The 24,310-nt window shown below is 71.3% G+C and carries 20 protein-coding genes; 9 read left to right on the forward strand and 11 right to left on the reverse strand.

All coding sequences use genetic code 11. The annotated features are described in order from the left end of the window. Positions 1-55: 55 nt before the first annotated feature. Positions 56-1,606, reverse strand: coding sequence for a HAMP domain-containing protein (locus HNQ01_RS04055; RefSeq protein WP_173804100.1), 1,551 nt, complete (start codon positions 1,604-1,606; stop codon positions 56-58). Between the two features lie 22 nt (positions 1,607-1,628). After that, positions 1,629-2,120 carry a prepilin-type N-terminal cleavage/methylation domain-containing protein gene (locus HNQ01_RS04060; RefSeq protein WP_173804101.1) on the reverse strand — a complete coding sequence of 164 codons (492 nt, stop codon included), beginning with the start codon at positions 2,118-2,120 and terminating at the stop codon, positions 1,629-1,631. 215 nt (positions 2,121-2,335) lie between these two features. Here HNQ01_RS04060 and HNQ01_RS04065 point away from each other — a divergent pair, with 215 nt between their 5' ends. Together HNQ01_RS04065 and HNQ01_RS22535 are read left to right on the forward strand one after the other, a co-directional pair. Further along, entirely contained in the window at positions 2,336-4,585 is a 2,250-nt protein-coding gene (locus tag HNQ01_RS04065; protein WP_173804102.1) for a two-component system response regulator, read from the forward strand. Beyond that, positions 4,582-6,438 (forward strand): sensor histidine kinase, encoded by a 1,857-nt coding sequence (locus HNQ01_RS22535; RefSeq protein WP_173804103.1) that lies wholly within the window; start codon positions 4,582-4,584, stop codon positions 6,436-6,438. The genes HNQ01_RS04065 and HNQ01_RS22535 overlap by 4 nt, the downstream gene beginning before the upstream one ends. On the opposite strand, the gene HNQ01_RS04075 is transcribed toward HNQ01_RS22535, so the two are convergent. Next, positions 6,407-7,759 carry a mechanosensitive ion channel family protein gene (locus HNQ01_RS04075; RefSeq protein ID WP_173804104.1) on the reverse strand — a complete coding sequence of 451 codons (1,353 nt, stop codon included), beginning with the start codon at positions 7,757-7,759 and terminating at the stop codon, positions 6,407-6,409. The two genes, HNQ01_RS22535 and HNQ01_RS04075, sit on opposite strands and share 32 nt — an antisense overlap. Before the next feature lie 97 nt (positions 7,760-7,856). On the opposite strand from HNQ01_RS04075, the gene HNQ01_RS04080 reads away from it, so the two are divergent. Further along, on the forward strand, positions 7,857-8,528 hold the full coding sequence (locus HNQ01_RS04080) for an RluA family pseudouridine synthase (RefSeq protein ID WP_434801481.1): 672 nt from the start codon (positions 7,857-7,859) through the stop codon (positions 8,526-8,528). 36 nt (positions 8,529-8,564) lie between these two features. Here the strand turns inward: HNQ01_RS04080 and HNQ01_RS04085 are convergent, their stop codons facing one another. From HNQ01_RS04085 to HNQ01_RS04095, 3 genes are all read right to left on the reverse strand, one after another. Continuing rightward, positions 8,565-8,732 (reverse strand): DUF3149 domain-containing protein, encoded by a 168-nt coding sequence (locus HNQ01_RS04085; RefSeq protein ID WP_173804106.1) that lies wholly within the window; start codon positions 8,730-8,732, stop codon positions 8,565-8,567. A 296-nt stretch (positions 8,733-9,028) separates the two neighbouring features. Beyond that, complete coding sequence (locus tag HNQ01_RS04090; protein ID WP_173804107.1) at positions 9,029-9,538, reverse strand: serine O-acetyltransferase; 510 nt, start codon at positions 9,536-9,538, stop codon at positions 9,029-9,031. 16 nt (positions 9,539-9,554) lie between these two features. Next, positions 9,555-10,760 (reverse strand): glycosyltransferase family 4 protein, encoded by a 1,206-nt coding sequence (locus tag HNQ01_RS04095; protein ID WP_173804108.1) that lies wholly within the window; start codon positions 10,758-10,760, stop codon positions 9,555-9,557. Between the two features lie 230 nt (positions 10,761-10,990). Here HNQ01_RS04095 and HNQ01_RS04100 point away from each other — a divergent pair, with 230 nt between their 5' ends. The 5 genes from HNQ01_RS04100 (at position 10,991) to HNQ01_RS04120 (ending at position 17,042) form a co-directional block, all read left to right on the forward strand. Beyond that, entirely contained in the window at positions 10,991-12,364 is a 1,374-nt protein-coding gene (locus HNQ01_RS04100) for an O-antigen ligase family protein (RefSeq protein WP_173804109.1), read from the forward strand. A gap of 109 nt (positions 12,365-12,473) precedes the next feature. Continuing rightward, the gene (locus HNQ01_RS04105) at positions 12,474-13,652 is read left to right on the forward strand and encodes a hypothetical protein (protein ID WP_173804110.1); all 1,179 of its coding nucleotides are present in this window, start codon (positions 12,474-12,476) and stop codon (positions 13,650-13,652) included. A 3-nt stretch (positions 13,653-13,655) separates the two neighbouring features. Then, a complete protein-coding gene (locus tag HNQ01_RS04110; protein WP_173804111.1) occupies positions 13,656-14,876 on the forward strand; it encodes a glycosyltransferase family 2 protein in 1,221 nt (406 codons plus the stop codon). Between the two features lie 49 nt (positions 14,877-14,925). After that, positions 14,926-16,035, forward strand: a complete 1,110-nt coding sequence (locus HNQ01_RS04115) for a Gfo/Idh/MocA family protein (RefSeq protein WP_173804112.1) — start codon at positions 14,926-14,928, stop codon at positions 16,033-16,035. Next, positions 16,032-17,042 carry an NAD-dependent epimerase/dehydratase family protein gene (locus HNQ01_RS04120; RefSeq protein ID WP_173804113.1) on the forward strand — a complete coding sequence of 337 codons (1,011 nt, stop codon included), beginning with the start codon at positions 16,032-16,034 and terminating at the stop codon, positions 17,040-17,042. The genes HNQ01_RS04115 and HNQ01_RS04120 overlap by 4 nt, the downstream gene beginning before the upstream one ends. Here HNQ01_RS04120 and HNQ01_RS04125 read toward each other — a convergent pair. From HNQ01_RS04125 to HNQ01_RS04145, 5 genes are all read right to left on the reverse strand, one after another. Further along, a complete protein-coding gene (locus tag HNQ01_RS04125; protein ID WP_173804114.1) occupies positions 17,027-17,284 on the reverse strand; it encodes a hypothetical protein in 258 nt (85 codons plus the stop codon). The genes HNQ01_RS04120 and HNQ01_RS04125 overlap by 16 nt on opposite strands. Further along, entirely contained in the window at positions 17,281-19,143 is a 1,863-nt protein-coding gene (gene feoB, locus HNQ01_RS04130) for a ferrous iron transporter B (RefSeq protein WP_173804115.1), read from the reverse strand. The genes HNQ01_RS04125 and feoB overlap by 4 nt, the downstream gene beginning before the upstream one ends. Then, positions 19,140-19,412, reverse strand: coding sequence for a FeoA family protein (locus HNQ01_RS04135; protein WP_286180459.1), 273 nt, complete (start codon positions 19,410-19,412; stop codon positions 19,140-19,142). The genes feoB and HNQ01_RS04135 overlap by 4 nt, the downstream gene beginning before the upstream one ends. Positions 19,413-19,520: 108 nt before the next feature. Continuing rightward, positions 19,521-20,879, reverse strand: coding sequence for a DEAD/DEAH box helicase (locus HNQ01_RS04140; RefSeq protein WP_173804116.1), 1,359 nt, complete (start codon positions 20,877-20,879; stop codon positions 19,521-19,523). Positions 20,880-20,948: 69 nt separating this feature from the next. Next, complete coding sequence (locus HNQ01_RS04145; protein WP_173804117.1) at positions 20,949-22,064, reverse strand: glycosyltransferase; 1,116 nt, start codon at positions 22,062-22,064, stop codon at positions 20,949-20,951. Between the two features lie 117 nt (positions 22,065-22,181). On the opposite strand from HNQ01_RS04145, the gene HNQ01_RS04150 reads away from it, so the two are divergent. After that, positions 22,182-23,813, forward strand: coding sequence for a right-handed parallel beta-helix repeat-containing protein (locus HNQ01_RS04150; RefSeq protein WP_173804118.1), 1,632 nt, complete (start codon positions 22,182-22,184; stop codon positions 23,811-23,813). Positions 23,814-24,310: the final 497 nt, after the last annotated feature.

Here is a 24,310-nt window from a genome sequence, read left to right on the forward strand (position 1 = left end):
CAAGGCCCAAGCCGCCACCAGGCTGCACGGTCCGGTCTGGCCGCCTCAACGGCGTTCAGACTCTACCGCGCTGGTCTGGTCTGAAACATACAAGCAGGCCGGTCAGGTCGTCGTGGCAGGCCTGCCAGGTCAGCTCGCGCTCGCGCTGGTGCGCCGCCAGCGCCACCGCCAGCCGGTCGCGCAGCTCGGCCGCATGGCCGAGCCGCTCCGGCGCCGGCGCGCGCTCCCAGCCGATCAGCAGCACGCCCAGCGTGCGCGCCTGCCAGCGCAGCGGCAGCACCTTCAGCCCCTCGCCGAGCGCACGCGCCCAGGCCGCGCCGGCCCAGTCGCCATCCTGGTCGACCGCCAGCAGCGCCTGATGCTCGACCGGGGTCAGGACCCGCAGGCTGCGGCGCACCTTGTGCAGATGGCGCCGGTCGTTCCACTGCAGCAGCAGCCGCGGCACGCGGCCCGGCTCGACGCTGGCCAGCGCCATCACCCGGCATTCCAGCGGCAGCAGCGCCTGCACCAGCACCCGGCGGAAGAGCTCGTCGACCTCGCGGCGCGCGACGATGTCGCGGTCGATCGAGGCCAGCAGCTGCAGCGAGTCGAACTGCGCGTCGATGCGCGCGGCCATGCGGTTGAAGGCCTGGCCGAGCTCGCCGAACTCGTCGCGGCCGCGCAGGTCGACACGCGCCCCGCCCTCGCGCCGCTCGAGCCGGTCGACGCCGGCGCGCAGCTGCTGCAGCGGCCCGAGCGTGCGCCGCACCAGGCTGACGCTCAGCAGCGCCACCAGGATCAGCGTGCTGCCGACCGCGCCCGACAGCAGCCGCACCATGGTCATGCCGGCCAGCTCGAAGGGCGGCGGCGGCGCCACCAGGTCGAAGCGCCAGTCGCCCGGCCCGGGAGCGGCGAAATCGCCGTCGAGGAACAGGCTCCACGAGGTGTGCAGCTGCCTGCGGACCGCGGCACCGTCCGCGGCGTCCGCATCGCCCTGCCCCGACGGCGCGGCCGGGCAGTGCAGCCGCACGCCCTGCACGTCCTGCACGCACCACAGCGCCTCCGGCGCCGACTCCAGCATCGGCTGCCACAGGTAGCTCGGCGAGAGCTCGGCCAGCCAGCGTCCGCCCTGCGGCGAGGCCATGCTCATCAGCACCAGCGCGCGGCCGTTGCGCTCGCGAACCTGCAGCGTGCCGGCGCGCTGGGCCGTCATGCCGTCGAGCAGCTCGCGCGTGGCCGCGTCGCCGGCGTCGACGCGCCCCTGCGCGTCCAGATGGAGCGCACGCACGAAGCCGCGCCCCAGCCCGGGCAGCGCCGGCGCCTGGCCCGGCCGGGCCAGGTCGGGCTCCGGCCAGTCGCGCATCAGGTCGCGTGCCAGCAGCAGCCGCTCGTGCACCTGCAGCGCCGCGAGCTGCAGCACGCGGGCCTGCTCGCGCCGCCCGGCCACCGCCGCCAGCGTCTCGACCATCTGCGCGCTGCCCAGGCCCAGCAGCAGCAGCGGCAGGCCCGACGCCAGCAGGAACAGCAGCAGGATGCGCCGCCCCAGGCCGCTGGCGAGCAGCGCGCCGGTCAGCGGCAGGCGCGGCATGCTGCGCGGCGCCCAGGAGGGCCAGGAGAGCCTCGGCATCGCTCGTGTCCGCCCGGCCCGCTCAGTCGGCGAAGTCGGCCGCGATGCCGATGAAGCGGCCGTTGTTGGCGCGGATCACGTCGTCCTGCGAGACCGTGGCCGTCAGCGGCCGCTGGCTGTCGCCGTCCGGGCCGAGGCTGTAGAGGTCGAAGTCGCTGTTGATCGGCGTGAGCGAGCGGTTCTTGCGCGCCTGGCTGGTCTTGCCGGTTTCGAGGTTGTAATAGACGTACGCACGTTTCCACGGATCGAGCCGGCCGGCCATGCCGACGTCCGCCAGGGAGGCGGGCGCGCCCTGGTTGTCGAGCCGGTACTGCGTGATGACCGCCGACATCGCCGAGATCTCCTGCGCGGCCTGGCGCTGCAGCGCGCGGTCTCGGTGGCTCTTCCACATCGGCAGCCCCATCGCCAGCAGCAGCCCGAGCAGGCCCAGCACCAACATCGCCTCGATCAGCGTGAAGCCGGCCACCCGGCGCGCGGACCGGGACGCGACCCGGGACAGGGAGGAATTCAGCATGGTCGGCAGGCCTGCGCAGGCAGGCAGTTCGAAAGAACCGGCAGATCCGGCATGAACAGTTGGTTGCGATATCGGAGCCCCCCTGGCGGTCTTGAGCAATTGCCAACTTCGTCACGCTGCGCCAGACTGCCCGGGCATCGGCGGCCCTTGTCGGGCCGCTGCACGCATGTCCGCGGCCGGATCCGGCCCTGCCGCCGGAGCTTCCGGAGCTGTCCTTGAACCTGTCCGTCCCTTCTGTCACGCCCGATCCGCCGCCCCGGATCCTCGCCGTCGATGACGATCCGGTCTTCCGCCGCTCGATCGCGTTCGCGCTCGACGGCTACCGCTTCCAGGGTCGCGAGGTCGAGCTGCTGCAGGCCGGCAGCGCGGCCGAGGCGCTGGCGCTGATCGAGCGCCATCCCGACATCGCGGTCATCCTGCTCGACGTGGTGATGGAGGACGACGAGGCCGGCCTGCGCCTGGTGCGCCACCTGCGCGGCACGCTGGGCCGGCGCGAGATCCGCATCGTGCTGCTGACCGGCCAGCCGGGCATGGCGCCGATGCACGACGTCATGCGCGACCTCGACGTCGACGAGTACTGGCACAAGACCGAGCTCGGCAGCGAGCGGCTCGAGGCGCTGCTCAGCGCCAACCTGCGCAGCCACCAGTCGATCCTGCGCGAGCAGCAGGGCCGGCGCCGCTTCGAGCGGCTGCTCGCGGCGGTCGACCGGGCCAGCCACGGCCAGGACCTGACCGGGCTGGCGCGCCAGCTGCTCGACGATGTCGCCGCGCTGCTCGAGACCGAGCCGGCCGGGATGGTGGCGATGTGGCCGCCGCACACCACCGGTCCGCTGGTCATCGGCGCGGCCGGTGCGCAGGCCGAGCTGCAGGGCCTGCCGCTGGTGGTCGACCCGGCGCCGGACGACGACGCGCTGGCGGCGCTGGCCGCGCGCATCGAGCGCGCGCTCGGCGGCGCGCAGACCGAGCCGCCGGACGAGACCGAGCGCCCCGAGCTGCTGCTGGGGCTGCATCCGGGCCCGATGCCGCGGCAGGCGCTGCGCAGCGGCGCCGACGCCGCGCACCAGACGCTGTTCGCGCTGTGGGTGCCGCGCCCGCGCGTGCCCGATGCGGCCGAGCGCGAGATGGTGCGGCTGCTGGCAGCGAATGTCGGCGCGCAGATGCACCGCCTGGACCTGATCGCGCAGCTCGACCGCATCGCCTACCAGGATCCGCTGACCGGCCTGCCCAACCGCAACGGCCTGCTGCGGCGCATGCACGCCGCCGGCGACCGGCTCTCGACGATGGTGCTGCAGTTCGAGGACGTCGACCAGTTCTCGAACCTGAACCTGATGCTCGGCTTCGAGACCGCCAACCGGCTGCTGCAGGCGCTGGCCGAGCGGCTGCGCGAGGAGGCCGGCCCGGACGTGATGGTGGCGCGGGTCGACAACGACACCTTCGCGCTGCTGGGCCCGCACGACCAGCTGGTGCACCAGCTCTACCGCGACCGCACCGAGGGCATCACCGTCAGCGACGGCCATTTCTCCGCGGTGCTGCACCTGACCGGCGCGCAGGTCGACCTGTCGCTGGTCCAGGGCCCGCCCGAGGAGACGCTGGCGACCGCGCGCTACCTGCTCAACGATGCCAAGCGCCACGGCTGGGGCCAGCAGGTCGCCTACCAGCCCGGCATGGAGGCGCAGGCGCGCGACAACTACCGCCTCGGCCAGGCGCTGCACGAGGCGCTGCGCGCCGGCGAGATCCGCATCGCGCTGCAGCCCCAGGTCTGGCTGCACGACGGCAGCCTGAAGGGCTTCGAGGCGCTGGCGCGCTGGACCGACCGGCGCGGCCGCGAGGTACCGCCGCTGACCTTCATCGCGCTGGCCGAGGCCTCCGGCCACATCTCGGCGCTGTTCCACCAGGTGCTGCAGCAGTCCTGCCATGCCTGGCGGGTGCTCGACACGCTGGGCCTGGGCCACCTGCGCATCGCGGTCAACCTGTCGGCGCAGCAGCTCGCCGACCCGGCGCTGGCGCAGGACATCGCCGCGCGCTGCAGCGCCGCCGGCGTGCCGGCCGACGCCATCGAGCTGGAGGTCACCGAGAGCGCGATGATGGTCGACCCCGACGGCGCGACGGTGCAGCTCGACCGGCTGCGCCAGCTCGGCTTCGAGATCGCGCTCGACGACTTCGGCACCGGCTTCTCGTCGCTGGCGCGGCTGCGCGGCTTCGACCTCGACTGGATCAAGATCGACCGCGCCTTTCTCGACGAGATCGGCCAGCGCCCGGACGAGGAGACGCTGCCGAACATGATCGTGTCGCTGTCGCGCCAGCTCGGGCTGAAGTCGCTGGCCGAGGGCGTCGAGACCGACGCGCAGCGCCGCTGGCTGACGCGCAGCGGCTGCCAGGCCGCGCAGGGCATGCTGATCGGTCGGCCGATGCCGGTGTCGGAGCTGCCGGGCTGGCTGCGCAGCCAGGGCCACCTGCCGCAGTGAGCGGCCGGCGCGACGAGCTGCGCATCCTCGGGCTGAGGATGCTGCCGTGGCTGCTGGTCATCGGCCTGATCGCGGCGCTGAGCTACCTGCGGCTGCTCGACCTGCGGCTGGCGCCGCTGCGCGGCCAGGCCCGCACCCTGCTCGAGCAGGGCGTCGCGCTGACGGCCGCGGAGCTGGCCGAGCTCTCGCGCTCGGCGCTGGTGCTCGGCCAGTCGACCGCGATCGGCAGCGCCGCGGCCGGCGGCGACACCTCGGCGATGGGCATCGCGCTGCTGACCTACACCCGCGCCTTCCCGCGCCACGCCGAGATCGCCTGGATCGACGAGACCGGCCGCGAGCGGGTGCGTGCCGAGCATGTCGACGGCCTGGCGCTGCTGGCCGCGCCCTCCTCGCTGCGGCGTCCGGCGCAGATGCCCTGGCTGGCGCACTTCGACGACCTGCTGCCGGCCGAGGCGCGCTTCACGCCGCTGGAGAACCTGGCCGGGCGCCATGCGCTGCGCGTGGCCTCGCCGATCTACGACGCCGGCGGGCGGCTGCGCGGCATGGTCGTCATCACCCATGACCTGCAGGCGACGATGGCGCGCCTGGCCCGGCTCGACGCGCCCGGCCTGGCGCCGCTGCGGCTCTACGACAGCGCGGGCCGCGCCGTCAGCGTCAGCGAGCCGCAGGCGCTCGAGCAGACCGACGCCGAGCTGTGGCAGCAGATGCGCGACCACGGCCGCGGCCGGCGCGAGGGCGCGCAGGGCATGTGGTACTACCAGGACTTCATGCCGACCGAGCCGGGGCCGGGCCGGCTGGCGACACGCCCGTGGTATTTCGTCGCCCAGGTGCCGCAGGACACGGTCGCGCCGCTGCGCGAGGTCAGCGCCTGGCAGTGCGGCGGCGGCGCGCTGCTGGCGGCGCTGGCGGCCCTGGCGCTGACCCGGCGCCGGCGCCAGGCCGAGCGCGAGCGCGAGCGGCTGCTGGCCGACCTGCAGGCCAACCACCAGGCGCTGGCCGCCGCCAAGGCCCAGGCCGAGGACTCGCTCGAGCGGCTGCGCCATCTCCACGACGAGCTGGTGCGCGCCGAGAAGCTGGCCTCGCTGGGGCTGCTGGTGGCCGGCGTCGCGCACGAGCTCAACACCCCGCTGGGCAGCGTCGGCATGACCGCCTCGACGCTGACGCGCCGGCTCGACGAGCTACGCCGCAGCCTGAACGACAGCGGCACGGGCACGGCGCTGCCCGCGCCGGTCCTGCGGCTGCTGGACAACCAGCGCACCGGGCTGGAGATCATCACGCACGGGCTGGAGCGCGCCGGCCAGGTCATCCGCCTGTTCAAGCAGCTCGCCACCGACCGCGGCGCGGTCGAGCGGCGCCACTTCGAGCTCGACGGACTGCTGCGCGACGTGCAGCGGCTGCTCGCGCCGCGGCTGGCCGAGGAGCGTCGCCAGCGCGCCGGCCCGATCGTGCTGCGCATCGCGCCGGCGACCGGCATCGCGCTCGACAGCTATCCCGGCCCGCTCGGCCAGGTGGTCGAGAACCTGATCGCCAACGCGCTGATGCATGCCTTCGAGGACCGCGCGCCGGAGCCGGACGACCAGATCCGCGTCGACAGCCGCATCGAGCGGCAGGACGGCGCACCGGACATGCTGGTGCTGGAGGTCGCCGACAACGGCCGCGGCATCGATCCGCTGCTGCTGCCGCGCATCTTCGATCCCTTCTTCACCACCCGGCGTGGCCGCGGCGGCACCGGCATCGGCCTGCACCTGTGCCACCACTTCTGCACCGAGGTGCTCGGCGGGCGCATCCTGGTCGACAGTCAGCCCGGCCAGGGCTGCCGCTTCACCGTGCGGATCCCGCTGCAGGCGCCGTGACGGCCGCGCCCGGCTGCACATGCACCACCCGCTGCGGGAACGGGATGCCGATGCCCTCGCGCCGCAGCTGCGCCAGCACCGCGAGGTTGACCTCGGAGCGCACGTTGCCCTGGCCGTTCTCCGGGTCGCCGATCCAGAAGAAGATCGACATCTCCAGGCCGTCGGCGCCGAAGGCCGTCAGCTGCACCGCCGGGCCCGGATCGGCCAGCACCCGCGGCACCGCCGCCACCGTCTCGATCAGGCGCGCCCGCAGCGCCTCGACATCGGTGTCGTAGTCGACGCCGACGACGGTGCTCAGCAGCACGCGCCGGTCGGCCAGCGACAGGTTCTGCACCGTCGTCGTCAGCAGCGTCTCGTTGGGCACGATCGCCTCGCGGCCGGAGGGCGAGCGGATCAGCGTGTAGCGGGTGGTGATGTCGGTGATCTGGCCCTCGAAATCGGCCACCCGGACGATGTCGCCGATGCGCAGCGAGCGCTCGGCCAGGATGACGAAGCCGCTGACATAGTTGGCCGCCAGCTTCTGCAGGCCCAGGCCGATGCCCACGCCGAGCGCGCCGCCCAGCACCGACAGCGCCGTCAGGTCGATGCCCACCGCCGACAGCGCCAGCAGCAGGCCGACGAAGAGCATCATCGCGCGCAGCGCGTTGGCCGCGACCTTGCGCAGCGACAGCTGCGCGCCGCTGGCGCCGGCCAGCAGCCGCGCCTCCAGCGCCGCCGAGATCCACAGCACCACCACCATCACGAAGCCGGCCGACAGCCCGCCCTCGATCAGGTTGCGCAGCGACATCGGATGGCTGCCGACCTTCCAGCGGATGTCGTCGAGCTCGTCGAGCAGCACCGGCAGCACCCCGGTGACCCACAGCACCATGCCCAGCCAGGCGAACCACGAGATGGTGCGCTCGACCACCCGCATCAGCCTCGAGGCCGGAAAGGCGGCGCTGAGCACGCGCACGCTCAGCCGGATCACCGCCAGCGACAGCAGCACCGGGATCGCGATGCGCCACAGCGCCACCGGCTGGCCCAGGTCGATCAGCACGCGCCGCGCCACATGCGCCAGCGCCAGCATCAGCAGCGGAAACAGCACGCCGTCGACCAGGTGCGCCCCGAACCAGATCGAGCCGCGGCCGGTGTCCGGCTCGGCCGCTGCCCGCCGCGCCCCGTGCAGCAGCCACACCAGCAGCCAGCTCGCGAGCATGACCACGGCCAGGACCGCGAACTCGACCAGCACGGTCGGCCGGGTCAGCTCGGCCATCAGCGCGGCCAGATCCTGGGGCGGCGCGGGAAGGGTCGGGGTCAGGAGCGTCGAGGTCAGCAGCGACATGCAGGCGAGGAATCGTTCGGAAGGCGCCGATTGTGCCGTCCCCGCCCGCCGGCTCCACGCAACAGGGTGTCAGCGTCGTCAGACGACAATGCCGGCCATGACCGAAGACTCCGATCCGGATCCGATCGCGCTGATCCACCTCGACGAGGCGCTGCTGGTGGTGCGCAAGCCCGCCGGCCTGCTGTCGGTGCCCGGGCGCGGGCCCGGGAACGCCGACTGCGTCGCCGCGCGGGTGCAGCGCCGCGTGCCCGACGCGCTGATCGTGCACCGGCTCGACATGGCCACCTCCGGCCTGCTGCTGATGGCGCGCGGCGCCGAGATGCACCGCCGGCTCAGCCGGCTCTTCGCCGACCGGCAGGTCGACAAGCGCTACGAGGCGGTGGTGGCCGGCTGCCCGGACGCGCAGGCCGGCGAGATCGACGCGCCGCTGATCTGCGACTGGCCGAACCGGCCGCGCCAGATGATCGACGCGGAGCGCGGCCGCCCGTCGCTGACGCGCTGGCGGCGGCTTGACGGCGGCGACAACGGTGGCAGCGGCGACGGGGCCGCCGGCACCAGCCGGCTCTCGCTCGAGCCGGTCACCGGGCGCTCGCACCAGCTGCGGGTGCACCTGCTGTCGATCGGCCACCCGATCCTCGGCGACGAGCTCTATGCGCCGCCGCCCTGGCGCGAGGCCGCGCCGCGGCTGCTGCTGCACGCCTGCCGGCTGGCCTTCGTGCATCCGGCCCGCGGGGAGCCGGTGCACTTCGAGGATCCCGCGCCGTTCTGAGCGTTCCGGGCCCGCGGCGCGGGCCTCGGCACGACCTCAGTGCGCGCCGGCGGCCTTGGCGGCGCGCTCGGCCGCCTCGGTGTCCTGGCGGATGTGCTTCACGAAGTAGTTGACGTAGAAAGCGCCCATGCCGAGCGTGATGGCGATGACCACCGCGCTGAGCAGGCCGTAGTCGGTGGAGAAGAAGTCGATCAGGGCATGCATGGTGTCGTCCCCTCTTGGCGTGGACGGCCCGCAGGAAGCGGACCTCGGTTGAACATGACGCCATCTGACCGCGTCGCGCGCCGGCCGTCCTTGCGTCAGGTCAACCCGCCGGGGTATGCCCGGGAGGGACGAAAAAAAAGACCTCCCGGCTTGATGTGGGCCAGGAGGTCAATGCTCTGATGCGCCGACCACGAGGGTGAAAACCTGCGCTCGACAGGTCCGAGACTAGCGCCATCGACGCTGCGCGGCACTAGGGAATGCGTTGATCCAGAAGCTGGAACTTCGTCAGCCGTGCGTTAGGCACGCGGTGCGCGCATGCGCGCCGGGATGCCCAGCGCGGTGTGGCCGGCCGGCACGTCGTGCAGCACCACCGCGTTGGCGCCGACGCGCGCGCGGTCGCCGACCGTGACCGCGCCGATGATCTTGGCGCCGGAGCCGACGAAGATGTCGTCGCCGAGCCTCGGGAAGCCGCCGCGGTTCTCGCCGATCACCACGCTGCTCTCGAGCCAGACGTTGCGCCCGCCGCGCACGCTGGAGTTGATGACCACGCCCACCGGGTGGATCAGCACGAAGCCCGGCCCGAACTGCGCCTTCACGCCGATGACGCAGCCGTTGAGCCACTTGTTGACGACATGAGGGATCAGCGCCAGCGGCGCCAGCCCGAGCCGCGCCAGCCAGGCCTGCAGCCGGTACAGCGCGTTGGCCAGCGTGCCGTCGGCCAGCACCACCTTGATCAGCGAGACGGGCGGTCCGCCCTCGCCGTAGAGCACCTGCTTGGCGCGCAGGTCGGACAGCAGCAGCTTCATGCCCGCTCCCCCGCCCTCAGCGGCCCTTGACCTGCTCGCGGAAGTCGACGAGCTGCAGGATGTTGTTGCGCCACTGGCGCTCGCGGGCGATGTAGGCGCGCGCGGCCTGGCCGACGCGGCGCAGGTTGTCGCTGTCCTGGCTGCGGCGCAGCACCATCTGCACCGCGCTCTCCAGGTCGCCGGCCTTGAACATCCAGCCGGTCTCGTCTTCCTTCAGCACCTCGCGGATCGGCACGAAGTCGGGCGCCACCGGCGGAATGCCGCAGGCCATGAACTCGAACAGCTTGACCGGCGAGGTGTAGTCGCCCGCGCTGGGCAGCACCGCCATGTCCATCGCCGCCAGCAGGCCCGGCACCTCGTCGTGCGAGACGCGCCCGGTCATCACCACCTGGTCCTGCAGGCCGTTCTTCTGCACGAACTCCTGCACCGTCGGGAAGGTGGCGCCGTCGCCCACCAGCAGCAACTTGAGCTGCGGGTTGGCCTTGAGCCGATCAGCGATCTTGTAGACGAACTGGTCGATCGCGTGCCAGGGCACGAAGGCGCCCAGGTAGCCGCAGACCACGCTGCCGTCGAGCTTCCACTTGGCCCGCGCGGCGGCGCGCTGCTCGGGCGTGGGGCTGAACTTGTCGATGTTGGCCGCGTTGTGCGAGACGATGGTCGGCGCGATCTTGCCGCCGTGCGCCTTCGACACATGGTCGCGGAAGGCGCCCGAGACGAAGACCAGGCCGTTGGCGTTGCGGAACACCCAGCGCTCGATCATCGTGGCCAGACGCTGGAAGAACAGCGGCCGCACCCGGTAGACGGTGGTCGAGTCGTTGATCTCCAGGATCACCGGGATCCTGCGGGCCCGCGCGATCATGACCGCCACGAACATGTAGAGCGAGTAGCGCTCGTAGATCAGATCCACGTCCTTGTGCGCGTTCAGCGACTCGCGGATGCGCCAGCCGGCCACCGCGTTGTAGCCCAGCTCGGCCAGCTCGAACAGCGGCTCGGGCAGGCTGGTGACCCACTTCATCCACGGCCGCGCCTGCTTGGTCGGGCTCAGCGCCTTCGGGCTGGCGTACGGGTCGGCGCCGGGCAGCGAGATGATGTCGACGGTCACGCCCTCGGCGCGCAGCGCGTCGGTGATGCCGCGGATGTGCACGCCCTCGACGGCCTTGCCCTGGGTGCGGTGGTGATAGAGGACGCGCCGCAGGGGCGGCTGGACAGCAGGCTTGTTCATGCAGGAATCGTCAATCGTGGAAATCGTGGAAATACGGCGGCGGACGCGGCCGAGATCTTAAGCGCCGCGCCCGACGATTCCCGTGGCGGGACCGATGTTTCGTCGACACACAACGGTACGCAGTAATTCCAGATTAAGACGCTTCCGTACCACGGCGGGGGGGGCCTGATGCTCCAGCGTCACCGGCGCGCATTAGGATCGGGCCTTTTGCACGAATCGACGATCGGATGATGAGCTTCGCGGTCTTTCTGGTGTACGTGTTCCTGAGCTTCTTCCGCCCGATCGAGCTGTTCGTGCCGGAGGTGGCCGAGTACCGGCCGATGCTGGTGCTGTGGAGCCTCGGCTTCGTGCTGGCGGGCGCCCGCGCCATCGCGCGCAAGGAGGTCGCCGCGCGCGCGATCGACTTCAAGCTGCTGTTCGCCTTCATGGCGATGCTGGGGCTGTCGCTGGCGCTCAACGGCTGGGTCGGCGGCGCCTTCGCCGCGATGAACGACTTCACCACCTCGTCGATGCTGTTCGTGCTGGTGGCGCTGAACGTGACCTCGCTGCGCCGGCTCAAGCTGACCTGCGCCGCGGTGGTGCTGTCGATGCTGTTCGCCGCCGGCTTCGGCATCCAGGCCTATCACACCGGCCAGTTCGTCGACCAGCTGGTGCTGCGCCAGACCGCGCCGCAGCACGAGGACGAGGACCCGAGCCGGGCACCGCCCTCGGCCGCCGCGGAGATCCCGGCGCAGGACCAGACCGGCTGGTACCTGTGGCGGGTGCGCGGCCAGGGCTTCCTGAGCGACCCGAACGACTTCTCGCAGGTGCTGGTGATGAGCCTGCCGATGCTGTTCGTGCTGTGGCGCCAGAGGGCCTGGCTGCGCAATCTGCTGCTGGTGGTCGCGCCCGGCGCGATGATGATTTACGCGATCGTGCTGAGCCAGTCGCGCGGCGCGCTGCTGGGCACGGCCTCGCTGCTGTTCTTCATCGTGCGCGACTGGCTGGGCACCACCCGCACCGCGATCCTCGGCGGCCTGGCCGGCGTGGCCTTCCTGGGCGCCAGCGCGGTGGGCGGGCGCGGCTTCTCGTCGCAGGAGCAGTCCGCCGGCGAGCGCATCGAGGCCTGGGCGGTGGGCCTGGAGCTGCTGAAGTGGCGTCCGCTCTGGGGCGTGGGCTACGGCAACTTCCTCGACCACAACCCGCTGACGGCGCACAACTCCTTCGTGCTGTGCTTCGCCGAGCTCGGCCTGCTCGGCTACTTCCTGTGGCTGGGCATGATCGTGCTGACCTACCGGAGCCTGAGCACCGCGATCGAGGTGCTGCCGGCGCGCAGCCCGCACCGACAGATGGTGGTGCTGCTGCGCAACTCGCTGCTGGGCTTCCTGGTCTGCGCCTGGTTCCTGTCGCGCACCTACCAGCCGGTGCTGTATTTCCTGCTGGCGCTGTGCGTGTCGGCCTGGTGGTGCGCCAGCAACGCACCCGGCATGACCGATCAGGAATCGCCCAGATATGAAAAATTGCACAAGGTGACCTGGGTGAAGAGCACGCTGCTGCTCATGGTCCTGAGCATTCTCGCGGTCCGGGCATTCGTTTTTTCACACCAGATGGGCCGAGGCGGCTGACGCTAAGGCGCGCTGGGGTCGGAGTGACAGGCGGCAATGCTAGAGTTCGCCCCGATTGCGCGCAGCGAACATTCTTTTTCCGCCTTCTCATCTTCATTTCAAGGTTCCGATGACGGTCGTCTATGTGCTCCTCGCCGTGCTGCTGGCCCTGTGTGCGGCGGTCGCGCTGTTCATCCGCCAGCGCAACATCCAGGAGTGGCTTCTCAGCTACATGAAGCAGGACTGGCGCGCACCCGTGCCGCCCGGCACGACGAAGCATGTGATGTTCTGCTTCGTCGACCACTACGAGCCGATGTGGAAGCGCCCGGACTACGCCACCGAATGCCGCCGCGTGGCGCGCTGGCGCCAGGAGTATCCGGCGCTGTGCGACCAGTTCCGCGACGCCGACGGCCGCGGCCCGATCCACAGCTTCTTCTACCCGGAAGAGGAATACCGTCCCGAGCACCTCGAGCCGCTGGTCGAGATCTGCCGCATGGGCTACGGCGAGATCGAGATCCACCTGCACCACGACAAGGACACTGAGGCCGGCCTGCGCGAGAAGCTGCGCCGCTTCACGCAGCTGCTGGTCGACCGCCACGACGCGCTGCCGGTCGATCCGGTGACGAAGCAGCCGCGCTGGGCCTTCATCCACGGCAACTGGGCGCTGGACAACTCGCACCCGAAGGGCTGGGGCTGCGGCGTCAACAACGAGCTGATCGTGCTGCGCGAGGAAGGCTGCTACGTCGACTACACCTTCCCGGCCTCGCCGGACCCGTGCCAGACCTCGACGATCAACAAGATCTACTACGCCAAGGACGATCCGCACCGCTGCAAGTCGCATGACACCGGCGTGCGGGTGAAGGTCGGCGGCAAGCCCTGGGGCGACCTGATGCTGATCCAGGGCCCGCTGGGCTTCAAGTGGAACGACCGCAAGTTCGGCATCATCCCGCGCATCGAGAACTCCGACATCCGCACGAGCTGCCCGCCCACGCCCGACCGCGTCGACGCCTGGGTCGAGACCGGCATCCACGTCGAAGGCAAGCCGGAATGGATCTTCGTGAAGATCCACACCCACGGCACGCAGGAGCGCGACATGGACACGCTGCTAGGCGAGCCGATGAAGCGCTGCTACGAGTACCTGCAGTCGAAGTACAACGACGGCAAGGAGTGGAAGCTGCACTACGTCAGCGCCCGCGAGATGTACAACATCGTCAAGGCCGCCGAGCAGGGCCTGCCCGGCGAACCGGGCCAGTACCGCGACCACGTCATCCCGCGCCCGGGCTACCGCCCGATGCCCGCGGGGCACTGAACGGTGGCCGAGCTGCTGCTGGCCATCGTCGCGATCGGAGGGGTCGTGGCGGTGGTCTACTCCTACGCCCTCTATCCGCTCGCGCTCTTCGTCGTCGGCGCCCTCAGCCAGGGCCTGCGCGACGTCGCCTTCGTCTTCCGCAAGAGCGAGCGCCGGCTGGAGATGCAGCGCTCGGCCGCCGGCACCGAGCCGGACTGGCCGCCGGTGGCCATCGTCATCTCGGCCTACAACGAGGAACGCCACATCGTCTCGCGCATCGAGAACCTGCTGTCGCTCGACTATCCCGCCGACCGGCTGCGCGCCTACATCGGCTCGGACGGCAGCCGCGACCGCACCGCCGAGCTGATGGGCCGCTTCGAGGGCGAGGCGCGCATCGTCGCGCTGCCCTTCGAGCAGAACCGCGGCAAGGCCAGCGTGCTCAACGACCTGGTCTCGCGCACCACCGAGCCGATCGTCGTCTTCTCCGACGCCAACACCTACTTCGAGCGCGGCGCGCTCAAGAAGCTGGTCTCGCGCTTCGACGACCCGAAGGTCGGCGGCGTGACCGGCGAGCTGCGCCTGCTGGGCAACGCCGGCGGCGACAACCAGGACAGCCTGTACTGGCGCATCGAGCAGTTCCTGAAGTTCTTCGAGGCCCGCATCGGCGCGCTGCTGGGCGCCAACGGCGCGATCTACGCGATCCGCCGCGCGCTGTGGCAGCCGATCCGTCCGGACACCATCTGCGACGACTTCGTCATCGCGATGAACGTCTCGGCCGGCGGCCACCGGCTGGTCTACGAGCCCAAGGCCTGGGCCGAGGAAGACACGCCCGAGGAGATCGGCGAGGAAGTCAAGCGCCGCATCCGCATCGGCATCGGCAACTTCCAGGCGCTGGTGCGCCATCCGCAGTACCTGACGCGCACCTCGGCGGCGACCGCCTTCGCCTATGTCTCGCACAAGGTGCTGCGCTGGACCGCGCCGCACCTGCTGCTGCTGGCGCTGGCCGCCTCGGTGGCGCTGGCGCTGCGACCCGGCTCGACCGGCTGGGCCCTCTACGCGGCCGGCCAGGCGCTGGCCTATGCGGCGGCCTGGGCGGGCTGGCAGCTGAGCAGCCGCGGCGCGAAGCTGCCGACGCTGGTCAAGCTGGCGGCCTTCCTGTTCGCGCTGAACTGGGCCTTCCTGGTCGCCTCCTGGCGCTATGCCACCGGCCGCTACGCCGGAAGCTGGGGCCGCACCAGCCGCTGAGCCGCCGAGCCGCAGGAAAAATCGTGTTTCTCTCCGGGAGCGAGATGTGTTGAGGGTAGGAATCATCGGCTGCGGCAAGATCGCCGACGGCCATGTCGAACAGATCCGCGCGATCGGCCGCGGCGAGGTGGTCGCGGTCTGCGACCGCGAGCCGCTGATGGCCGAGCAGCTGGCGGTGCGCATGAAGATCCCGGGCCGCTACGACGATGCGGCCGAGATGTTCGCCAAGGAGCGCCTGGACGTCGTGCACATCGCCACGCCGCCGGATTCGCACCTGTTCCTGGCGAAGATGGCCTTCGCGGCGGGCTGCCATGTCTTCATGGAGAAGCCCTTCGCGCTGACCGCGGCGCAGGCGCTCGAGATCCTGAAGCTGGCCAGGGAGGCCGGCCGCAAGGCCGGCGTCAACTACCTCTACAACTACGAGACCCCGGGCCTCGAGCTGGAGGAGCTGCTGAAGAAGAACGAGCTGGGCGAGATCGTCCACCTCGACACCAACTACGGCTACAACCTGTCGGGCGACTACGGCCTGGCGGTGATGACCGACCCGGGCCACTGGGTGCACCGGCTGCCGGGCAAGCTGTTCCACAACGTGCTCGACCATGTGCTGGCCAAGGTGGTGCCCTTCCTCGGCGACGAGATCGACACCCGCGTGCTGGCCTTCCGCCGCCGCGGCCCCACCGGCTCGGCCATCGTCGACGCGATGCCCGACGAGCTGCGCTTCATCCTGCGCAGCGGCGGCGTCACGGTCAGCGGCAACGTCAGCGCCCACGGCCGTCCGGTGCCGCACACGCTGAAGGTGGTCGGCACCACCGACTCGGTCGAGCTCGACTACACCTCGCGCACGCTGATCCGCGCCTCGCGCTGGTCCGCGCCCAGCGCGCTGGGCCGCCAGTTCATGGCATGGACCCAGGCCAGGCAGCTCGCCGCCAACGGCCGGCGCAACATCACGCGCTTCCGCAACTACGAGTTCCACTACTTCCAGTGCATGCGCGTGCTGCTGGACCGCTTCTACGACGCGGTCGAGGGCAAGGGGGCGGATCCGATTCCGCCCGAGCAGATCCTGCGCGTGTGCCGCGTCATCGACCAGATCGTCGAGGGCGTGGACGCCTGCATGGCCGACCCGAAGAACTCCACCTCCGCCACGGAGGCCCGCGCATGAAGATCCTCCTCACCGGCGCCGGCGGTTTCCTCGGCAAGCAGATCACCCGCAGCCTGCTGATGGCGGGCCAGAACGACCTGCGGCTGCACTTCCGCAGCCGCGCCCCGGCCGGCCTGATCGAGTCGCTGCAGAAGGAATTCCCGCAGGCCCGCCTCGAGACCGCGGGCGCCAACCTGATCGCGCGCGGCTCCTTCGACGCGATGCTCGAGGGCGTGGACTGCGTCATCCATGCCGCCGCCGGCATGAAGGGCGCCGCGGCCGACATGTTCGCCAACACGGTGATGGGCAGCCGCAATGTCTTCGAGGCGTGCGGGCGCGTCGGCACGAAGCGCATCGTGCTGATCAGCTCCTTTGCGGTCTACAAGACCGACGCGATGAAGCCGGGCGACACGCTGGGCGAGGACACCCCGATCGAGCCGGTCGGCGTCGACAAGGGCCCCTACGGCTACGCCAAGACCCGCCAGGAGCACATGTTCCTGGACTTCGCCAGGCAGCACGGCTTCGAGACGGTGATCCTGCGCCCGGGCGTGATCTACGGCCCCGGGGGCGGTGCGCTGTCGCCGCGCGTCGGCCTGAAGGCGATGGGCCTGTTCGCCAGCCTGGGCAACGGCGCGCTGCTGCCGCTGACCTATGTCGAGAACTGCGCCGACGCGGTCGCCCGCGCCGCGGTGCATGCCCCGAGCGGCAGCGCCTTCGCGGTGGTCGACGACCAGATCCCGACCTGCCGCCAGTACCTCGACGGCTACCTGAAGAACGTGCAGAAGATGCGCGTCGTCACGCTGCCCTTCAGCGCCTTCCTGTGGGTGTCGGGCAAGCTGGTGGCCTACAACAAGAAGTCCAAGGGCCAGATGCCGGCCGTCTTCACGCCCTATGTCGTGAAGTCGATGTACACGCCGATCCGCTACAGCAACGACGGCCTGAAGAAGATCGGCTGGACGCAGCGCGTGCCCACGCCCGAAGGCCTGAGCCGCACCTACGCCTGGCTGAAGGCTCAGCTGCCGCGCTGATCCGCAGCAGCCCCGGCCCGGTCGATCGTGACCGGCCGGGCCCCGGCGCCGCTGCCGCAGGCGCTGCCCGCGCTGCTGCCGCAGCCGCTGCAGCCCCCGCAGGCGGCGCCGCCACCGACTGCCGCGCCCGCCGCGGCGCCACGCCGCAGCTTCAGCTTCAGCACCCGCGTGGCGACATGCCACAGCGCCCAGCCGCAGGCGGCGGCGATCACGGTGGTCTCGAAGGCGGCGTAGAGCGTCATGTCAGGGCCCGGGCGACGTGGAAGGTGATGAAGGCCGAGCCGTAGGCCAGCGCGGTCAGGTAGGCGGCCGACAGCCACATCGTGCGCACCGAGTTGGTCTCGCGGCGGATCACCGCCAGCGTCGAGATGCACTGCGGCGCGAAGATGTACCAGGCCAGCAGCGACAGCGCCGTCGGCAGGCCCCACTGCGCGCCGATCAGGCCGGCGAGCTGGTCGGCGGCGCCCTCGCCGGTGTCCGACAGCGCGTAGACGGTGGCCAGCGCGCCCACCGCGACCTCGCGGGCAGCCATGCCCGGCACCAGCGCGATGCAGATCTGCCAGTTGAAGCCGATCGGCGCGAACACCACCTCCAGCGCATGCCCGAGCATGCCGGCGAAGCTGTACTCGATCGCCGCGCGGGTCGCGCCCTCGGGCGGCGCGGGAAAGCTCGCCAGGCCCCACAGCAGCACGCTCAGCGCCATGATCACCGTGCCCACGCGGCGCACGAAGATGCGCGCGCGCTCGAGCAGGCCGATCGCCAGGTCGCGCAGGTTCGGCAGCCGGTAGGCCGGCAGCTCCAGCAGCAGCGGATGGTCGCCCGCGCCGGCGCGCCGGCCCAGGCGCTTCATCACCATCGCGACGATCACCGCGCTGACGATGCCCGCCAGGTAGAGCCCGAACATCACGATGCCCTGCAGGTTGAACAGCCCCGCGACCGGACGGTCCGGCACGAAGGCGCCGATCAGCAGCGCGTAGACCGGCAGCCGCGCCGAGCAGGTCATCAGCGGCGCCACCAGGATGGTCACCAGCCGGTCGCGCGGGTGCTGGATGCTGCGCGTGGCCATGATGCCCGGCACCGCGCAGGCGAAGCTCGACAGCAGCGGAATGAAGGAGCGCCCCGACAGGCCCGCGCCCACCATCAGCCGGTCGAGCAGGAAGGCCGCGCGCGGCAGGTAGCCCGACTCCTCGAGCGCGAGGATGAACAGGAACAGGATCAGGATCTGCGGCAGGAAGACCAGCACGCTGCCGGCGCCGGCGATCACGCCGTCGGCCAGCAGTCCGCGCAGCGGCCCCTCCGGCAGCCCGGCGTTGACCTGCTCGGCCAGCCAGGCCATGCCCTCCTTGATGCCGTCCATCAGCGGCGCGGCCCAGGAGAACACCGCCTGGAACATCAGGAACAGCACCGCCGCCAGGATCAGCGGCCCGGCCACCGGATGCAGCAGCACCGCGTCGATGCGCTCGTCGCGGTGCGTGACCGACTCGTCGAAGACCACCGCCTCGGCCAGCAGCCGGGTCGTCTCGGCATGCAGATCGGCCGGCGCAGCCACCGCGGGCGCGGCCGGCACGCCCTGATCGAGCAGCTCGACCAGCGCCCGTGCGCCGTCCTTCTCGACCGCCACCGCCTCGACCACCGGCACGCCGAACTCGCGCGCCAGCCGCTCGCGGTCGATGCGCATGCCCAGGCGGCGCGCCTCGTCCATCATGTTGAGCACCAGCACCATCGGCCGGCCCAGCGCGCGCAGCTCCAGCGCGAAGCGCAGGTGCAGGCGCAGGTTGGTCGCCGAGACCACCGCCACCAGCACGTCGGGCAGCGGCTCGCCGGCGAACTCGCCCAGGCAGACCGCGCGCGTGACCTCCTCGTCCGGACTCTTGGCCTGCAGGCTGTAGGTGCCGGGCAGGTCGAGGATGCGGAAATGCCGCCCCGAGGGCGCGACGAAGCGGCCCTCCTTGCGTTCGACGGTCACGCCGGTGTAGTTGGCCACCTTCTGGCGGCTGCCGGTCAGGCGGTTGAACAGCGCGGTCTTGCCGCAGTTCGGATTGCCGACCAGCGCGAGATGGCGCACCGCGTCCGCGGCGCCCGACAGACCGGCGGCGCTCATGCGCCGCTCACCGAGGCGCTGTCGATCATGACCCGCTCGGCCTCGGCACGGCGCAGCGCGAAGCGGGTGAAGCCGACCTGCACCGCGATCGGCTCGCGGCCGAAGGGGCCGCGGGCGACGACGCGGATCGTCTCGCCGGGCACGAAGCCGAGTTCCTCCAGGCGCTGCGCCACCGCGTCGGGCATCGCGTGCGGGACGATCGCGGCGATGCGGGCGGAGGCGCGCTGCGGCAGATCACGCAGCGACATCAGCAGGGGCGAGCGGGTCATGGTGCGGTCCTCATTCCGGAATCCGGGGCATGTGCGCCGGAGAATCCGGGACATGCGACGGGGACATCCTAAACGAGAATGGTTCGCAACCTCTTCTTTTCGAGCGATTCACTCGTCTTTTTTGCCCGGCATGCGACGTTCCGTGCCCGGGGATTGATCCAGATCAGGCGCTGGGCCGGACGCGGCCGGGACCGAGCCCGCGGCCGCAGCGGCGGCCGCCGCCCTCAGCCTGTCCTTCTTGCTCGGACGCCGGCCCTTGATGCCGCCGGCGGACTGGTCGGGCGTGGCCGTCTCGGTCGGCTCGTAGCCGGCGAGCTGCTCGCGCGGCACGCGCCGGCCCTGACGCTTCTCGATCAGGCGGAAATGCGCCTCGGTCGCGGCGCTGACGAAGCTCACCGCGGTGCCGCTCAGCCCGGCGCGGCCGGTGCGGCCGATGCGGTGGGTGTAGTCGTCGGTCGAGCGTGGCAGGTCGTAGTTGACCACCGCCGGCAGCGCCGGGATGTCGATGCCGCGCGCGGCCAGGTCGGTCACCACCAGCACGCGGATGCGCCCGGCGCGGAAGGCCGCGAGCACCTCGGTGCGGGTGCCCTGGCTGAGCTCGCCGTGCAGCGCATGCGCCGGCACGCCCTCGCGGCCGAGCTTGTGCGCCACCAGCTCGGTGGCATGGCGGGTGGCGACGAAGACCAGCACCCGGTCCCAGCCGTGCGTCTTCAGCAGCTGGCGCAGCACGCCGGTGCGCCGGCCGGCGTCGAGCGCGATCGCGCGCTCCTGGATGTCGGGATGGGCCGAGGCGCCCTCGCCCCCCTCCCCGGCCGAGCCGGCGACCGGCCCCGGCGCGATGTCGATGCGCACCGGAGCGCGCAGCAGCGCATCGGCCAGCGACTGCACCGACGCCGGGAAGGTCGCCGAGAACAGCAGGTTCTGCCGGCGCGCCGGCAGCAGCGCCAGCACCCGGGTCAGCTCGTCGGCGAAGCCCAGGTCGAGCAGCCGGTCGGCCTCGTCGAGCACCAGCGTGCGCACATGGTCGAGCCGGATCGCGTTGTGGTCGACCAGATCGAGCAGCCGGCCCGGCGTGGCCACCACCAGCTCGGTGCCGCCGCGCAGGCCCATCATCTGCGGATTGATCGACACGCCGCCGAACAGCACCGACACCCGCGGCGGATCCGGCAGCCGGCGCGCCAGATCGCGCAGCAGCTCGCCGGCCTGCATCGCCAGCTCGCGGGTCGGTACCAGCACCAGCCCGTGCGGCGCGCGCGGCCAGGCACGGGTGGCGGCCAGATCGGCCTGCAGCAGCGGCAGCGCGAAGGCCAGCGTCTTGCCCGAGCCGGTCTGCGCCGAGACCTGCAGATCCGCGCCCGAGAGCGCGGCGGGAATCGCCTCGGCCTGCACCGGCGTGGGCTGCGTGAAACCGAGTTCGCGCAGCGCGCTCGACAGGGGCGGCTTCAGGCCGAGGGAAGCGAATGACATGGGCGGTCCAGGCGGAGGGGGCAAGGGCAGGAGGGCCGCGATTGTCGCAGCCTGCGACCCGCCCGAGCCTCACCGCCCCCGAGCGCGCTGATAGAACTCGCTGCAGGTGCGGTAGAGCGCACCGATCGAGGCGTGTTCGCCCACCCAGTCGCAGGCGGCCTGGCCCAGGCGCTCGCGCAGCGCGGCGTCGGCCAGCAGCCGCTCCAGCGCCGCCTGCAGCGGCTCGCCCTGATCGGGCGGCACCAGCAGGCCGGTCTGGCCGTCGCGCACGATCTCGGGGTTGCCGCCCACCGCGGTGGCGACGATCGCCAGCCGGGTCGCGCAGGCTTCGAGCAGCGCGATCGACAGGCCCTCGGTGAGCGAAGGCATCGCGAAGATGTCGAAGCCCGGCGTGAGGTCGGCCACGTCCTTGCGCTGGCCGGTGAAGATCACCCGCGCGGCCACGCCGGCGGCCTCGGCCTGGGCGCGCAGCTCGGCCTCCAGCGGGCCGGAGCCCACCAGCGCCAGGTGCAGCGAAGGGTGCCGCTTCAGCAGCGCCGGCATCAGCGCGATCAGCAGCCGGTGGTTCTTCAGCGCCACCTGGCGGCCGACGGCGCCGATCAGCAGCGCGTCCTCGGGCACGCCCAGGCGCTCGCGGGCGATGCGGCGGCGCTCGAGCGTCCAGCGGAAGCGCTCGACCGGGATGCCGTTGAGCACCGTGGTGGCCCGCTCGGCCGGCACCAGGCCGTCGCCGACGTAGCGGCCATGCACCTGCGAGCCCACCATCGCCACGCCGCGGGTGTGCTTGAGCGACCACAGGAAGTACTGACGCAGCCGCTTCTCGCGCTCGAGCCGGAAGCCCATGTCGTGCAGGCTGCAGACCTGCACCGGGCCGCCGAGCATCGTGCGGATCGCCGCGGCGGCGTGGTAGTTGGGCACGAAGTTGTGGGCATGCACCAGATCGATGTTGCGCCAGGCCATCGCGCGGCGCAGCCGCAGGATCAGCCCGAGATCGAGGCCGTCGCGCTTGTTGCCGACGATCACCTCGACGCCGGCGGCCTCCAGCTCGGGCTTGAGCCCCTCGGTGGCCAGCAGGCTGAAGACACAGACCGTGTCGCCGCGGCGCTTCTGCTCGATCGCCAGATCGGTGACCACCCGCTCGAGTCCGCCGAACTCGAGCGAGTCGACGATGTGCATCAGCCTCATGAAATCCAGTCCCCTCCCCGAGACATCCGTCGGGTGCAAAAAAGGTCGATCCGACCATGTTATCGCAGCACTGCGGCAAGATCAGGTCCGATCCCAGGGACTTGCAGGAGACGATCGATGCCGATCCGCCGAATTTCCACGCTCGCGGCGCTGCTGGCCGCACTGCTCGCGCCGGGCCTGATGCCGGCCCGGGCGCAGTCGGTGCGCATTCCCGGCCCCGATTCGGGCCGCTTCCTCGACAGCGCGCCGCCCCCGGTGGCCTCGCCGGCCAGCCCGGGCGCGAGCGGCACCGCGCCGGCGCGCGACGACCGGCCCTGGCCGCCGCCGGTGTCCGAGCCGGCCAGCGCCGACGGCTGCAGCACCGCGCTCTCCGGCAGCGGCCGCACCTACCACGTCGGCCCGGGCCGGCAGTTCACCGAGCTCGACGACGTGCCCTGGCTGTCGCTGCAGGCCGGCGACGTGGTCAACATCCACCATCGCGCCGAGCCCTACCGCACCAAGATCGGCCTGCGCGCGCAGGGCCGCGCCGACGCGCCGGTGGTCCTCCACGGTGTGACCGACGCGCAGTGCCGCCGCCCGGTCATCAGCGGCGAGAACGCCACCACCGCCCGCGACGCCGCCGCCAGCGGCTTCTTCAGCAAGCAGCACAGCGAGCCCTACGGCCTCATCTTCATCTACAAGTCGCGCGACGAGGCCTGGGGCAGCCGGCCGCGCCACATCCGCATCGAGAACCTGAAGCTCACCGGCGCGCACAAGGACAAGCGCTTCACCGGCATGGACGGCCAGGGCGCCAGCTACGTCGGCGGCGCCGCGGCGATCTACGCCATCGTCGTCGAGGACCTGACGGTCGAGAACTGCGAGATCACCGGCAACGGCAACGGCATCTTCGTCAACAGCCGCTCCGACGAGGAGGCCAGCCGCAACGTCTTCATCCGCCACAACCGCATCTGGAACAACGGCAACGTCGGCAGCTGGCTGGAGCACAACCTCTACGTGCAGACCGCGCGCGCGCTTTACGAGGGCAACGACATCGGCCAGCTGGTCCCGGGCGCGCGCGGCTCCTCGCTGAAGGACCGCTCCAGCGGCACGGTGGTGCGCTACAACCGCATCACCGCGGCGGCGCGCGCGCTCGACCTGGTCGAGATCGAGGGCGGCGTGCGCCCGGTACGCGAGGACCCGCTCTACGACCGCGCCTGGGTGATCGGCAACCTGCTCATCAACGACTTCGAGCAGCCCGGCGGCGCCTCGGTGAAGATGATCCACTGGGGCGGCGACAACGACGAGCGCTTCTTCCGCGGCGGCACGCTGGAGTTCGCCCACAACACCGTGATCGCCCGCGGCGAGCAGTCGAAGGTCTGGTACATGGCGCTGTTCGACCTGCCCACCGAGCGCCAGACGGTGCGCGCCAGCGGCAACCTGATCGCCAGCCTGGGCAGCACCGAACTGCGCCTGGGTCACGAGGCGGGCACGATCGAGCTGGCGGGCACGAACTGGATCAGCCGCGGCTGGGTCGCCTCCGGCCCCGGCGCGCGGGTGCGCCTGACGCGCGCGGCCGGATCGCGGCTGCTCGAGGGCCAGGCGCCGGCCTTCGACCTGCGCACCGGACGGCCCGCCGGCGCGCTGGCGCTGCCGGACAGCACGGCCTCCGTGCTGCCGCCCCCCACCCACCAGTTCCGCTTCCCCGCCGGCGTCGTGCCGCGACCGGACCGCGGACACCCCCCCGAACCCGGGGCCTTCGCGCTGCGCTGAGCCTTGCCGGCCGCGCATCGCGGCCGGTGCACACCCTGAAACGAAAAATCCGATCGCCGGAATTGGGGGGTATTTCCGGCCAGTTGTAATCCGACCCGCCCTGCCCCGTACAGGAAAAACCCGGCGGGACCCGGAACCGCTTTTCGCGACCACCGCCACCTGAGCGCAAATCCCGTGAACCGATTCACGAACGATCGCTCCGACCCCGGCCCGAAATGATCCGGAAATGACAGATACGTCACGATCCGGAGGCCGTCCGTGCGTCTGGCGCGTTACAAGTCAGACCTTTTTCTTACGTTCCGCCTTTTTCGCCCGCCTACCTTTCGCTCCGTGAAATACGGCCGTCCTGAATCCCCGCATCCAGATGCCGACATTCAACAAGGGGAATCCGGACTTTTGCATTTTCAGGAATCTTGTTCCGGATTCCCGCCCATTACCGGCGCGAAAGGTTGTCTCCATGTTTCATTCCACCCGGGCATTCGGTTTTCATTCATTTC

The sequence above is a fragment of the Sphaerotilus uruguayifluvii genome (assembly GCF_013294065.1).
Lineage (GTDB): Bacteria > Pseudomonadota > Gammaproteobacteria > Burkholderiales > Burkholderiaceae_C > Sphaerotilus > Sphaerotilus uruguayifluvii.

Excerpts from the sequence above, each read along its gene's own strand:
- HNQ01_RS04055 (WP_173804100.1), bottom strand. The coding sequence starts at position 1,606 with ATGCCGAGGCTCTCCTGGCCCTCCTGGGCGCCGCGCAGCATGCCGCGC.
- HNQ01_RS04060 (WP_173804101.1), bottom strand. The coding sequence starts at position 2,120 with ATGCTGAATTCCTCCCTGTCCCGGGTCGCGTCCCGGTCCGCGCGCCGG.
- HNQ01_RS04075 (WP_173804104.1), bottom strand. The coding sequence starts at position 7,759 with ATGTCGCTGCTGACCTCGACGCTCCTGACCCCGACCCTTCCCGCGCCG.
- HNQ01_RS04080 (WP_434801481.1), top strand. The coding sequence starts at position 7,857 with ATGACCGAAGACTCCGATCCGGATCCGATCGCGCTGATCCACCTCGAC.
- HNQ01_RS04085 (WP_173804106.1), bottom strand. The coding sequence starts at position 8,732 with ATGCATGCCCTGATCGACTTCTTCTCCACCGACTACGGCCTGCTCAGC.
- HNQ01_RS04090 (WP_173804107.1), bottom strand. The coding sequence starts at position 9,538 with ATGAAGCTGCTGCTGTCCGACCTGCGCGCCAAGCAGGTGCTCTACGGC.
- HNQ01_RS04095 (WP_173804108.1), bottom strand. The coding sequence starts at position 10,760 with ATGAACAAGCCTGCTGTCCAGCCGCCCCTGCGGCGCGTCCTCTATCAC.
- HNQ01_RS04100 (WP_173804109.1), top strand. The coding sequence starts at position 10,991 with ATGAGCTTCGCGGTCTTTCTGGTGTACGTGTTCCTGAGCTTCTTCCGC.
- HNQ01_RS04105 (WP_173804110.1), top strand. The coding sequence starts at position 12,474 with ATGACGGTCGTCTATGTGCTCCTCGCCGTGCTGCTGGCCCTGTGTGCG.
- HNQ01_RS04120 (WP_173804113.1), top strand. The coding sequence starts at position 16,032 with ATGAAGATCCTCCTCACCGGCGCCGGCGGTTTCCTCGGCAAGCAGATC.
- HNQ01_RS04125 (WP_173804114.1), bottom strand. The coding sequence starts at position 17,284 with ATGACGCTCTACGCCGCCTTCGAGACCACCGTGATCGCCGCCGCCTGC.
- feoB (WP_173804115.1), bottom strand. The coding sequence starts at position 19,143 with ATGAGCGCCGCCGGTCTGTCGGGCGCCGCGGACGCGGTGCGCCATCTC.
- HNQ01_RS04135 (WP_286180459.1), bottom strand. The coding sequence starts at position 19,412 with ATGACCCGCTCGCCCCTGCTGATGTCGCTGCGTGATCTGCCGCAGCGC.
- HNQ01_RS04140 (WP_173804116.1), bottom strand. The coding sequence starts at position 20,879 with ATGTCATTCGCTTCCCTCGGCCTGAAGCCGCCCCTGTCGAGCGCGCTG.
- HNQ01_RS04145 (WP_173804117.1), bottom strand. The coding sequence starts at position 22,064 with ATGAGGCTGATGCACATCGTCGACTCGCTCGAGTTCGGCGGACTCGAG.
- HNQ01_RS04150 (WP_173804118.1), top strand. The coding sequence starts at position 22,182 with ATGCCGATCCGCCGAATTTCCACGCTCGCGGCGCTGCTGGCCGCACTG.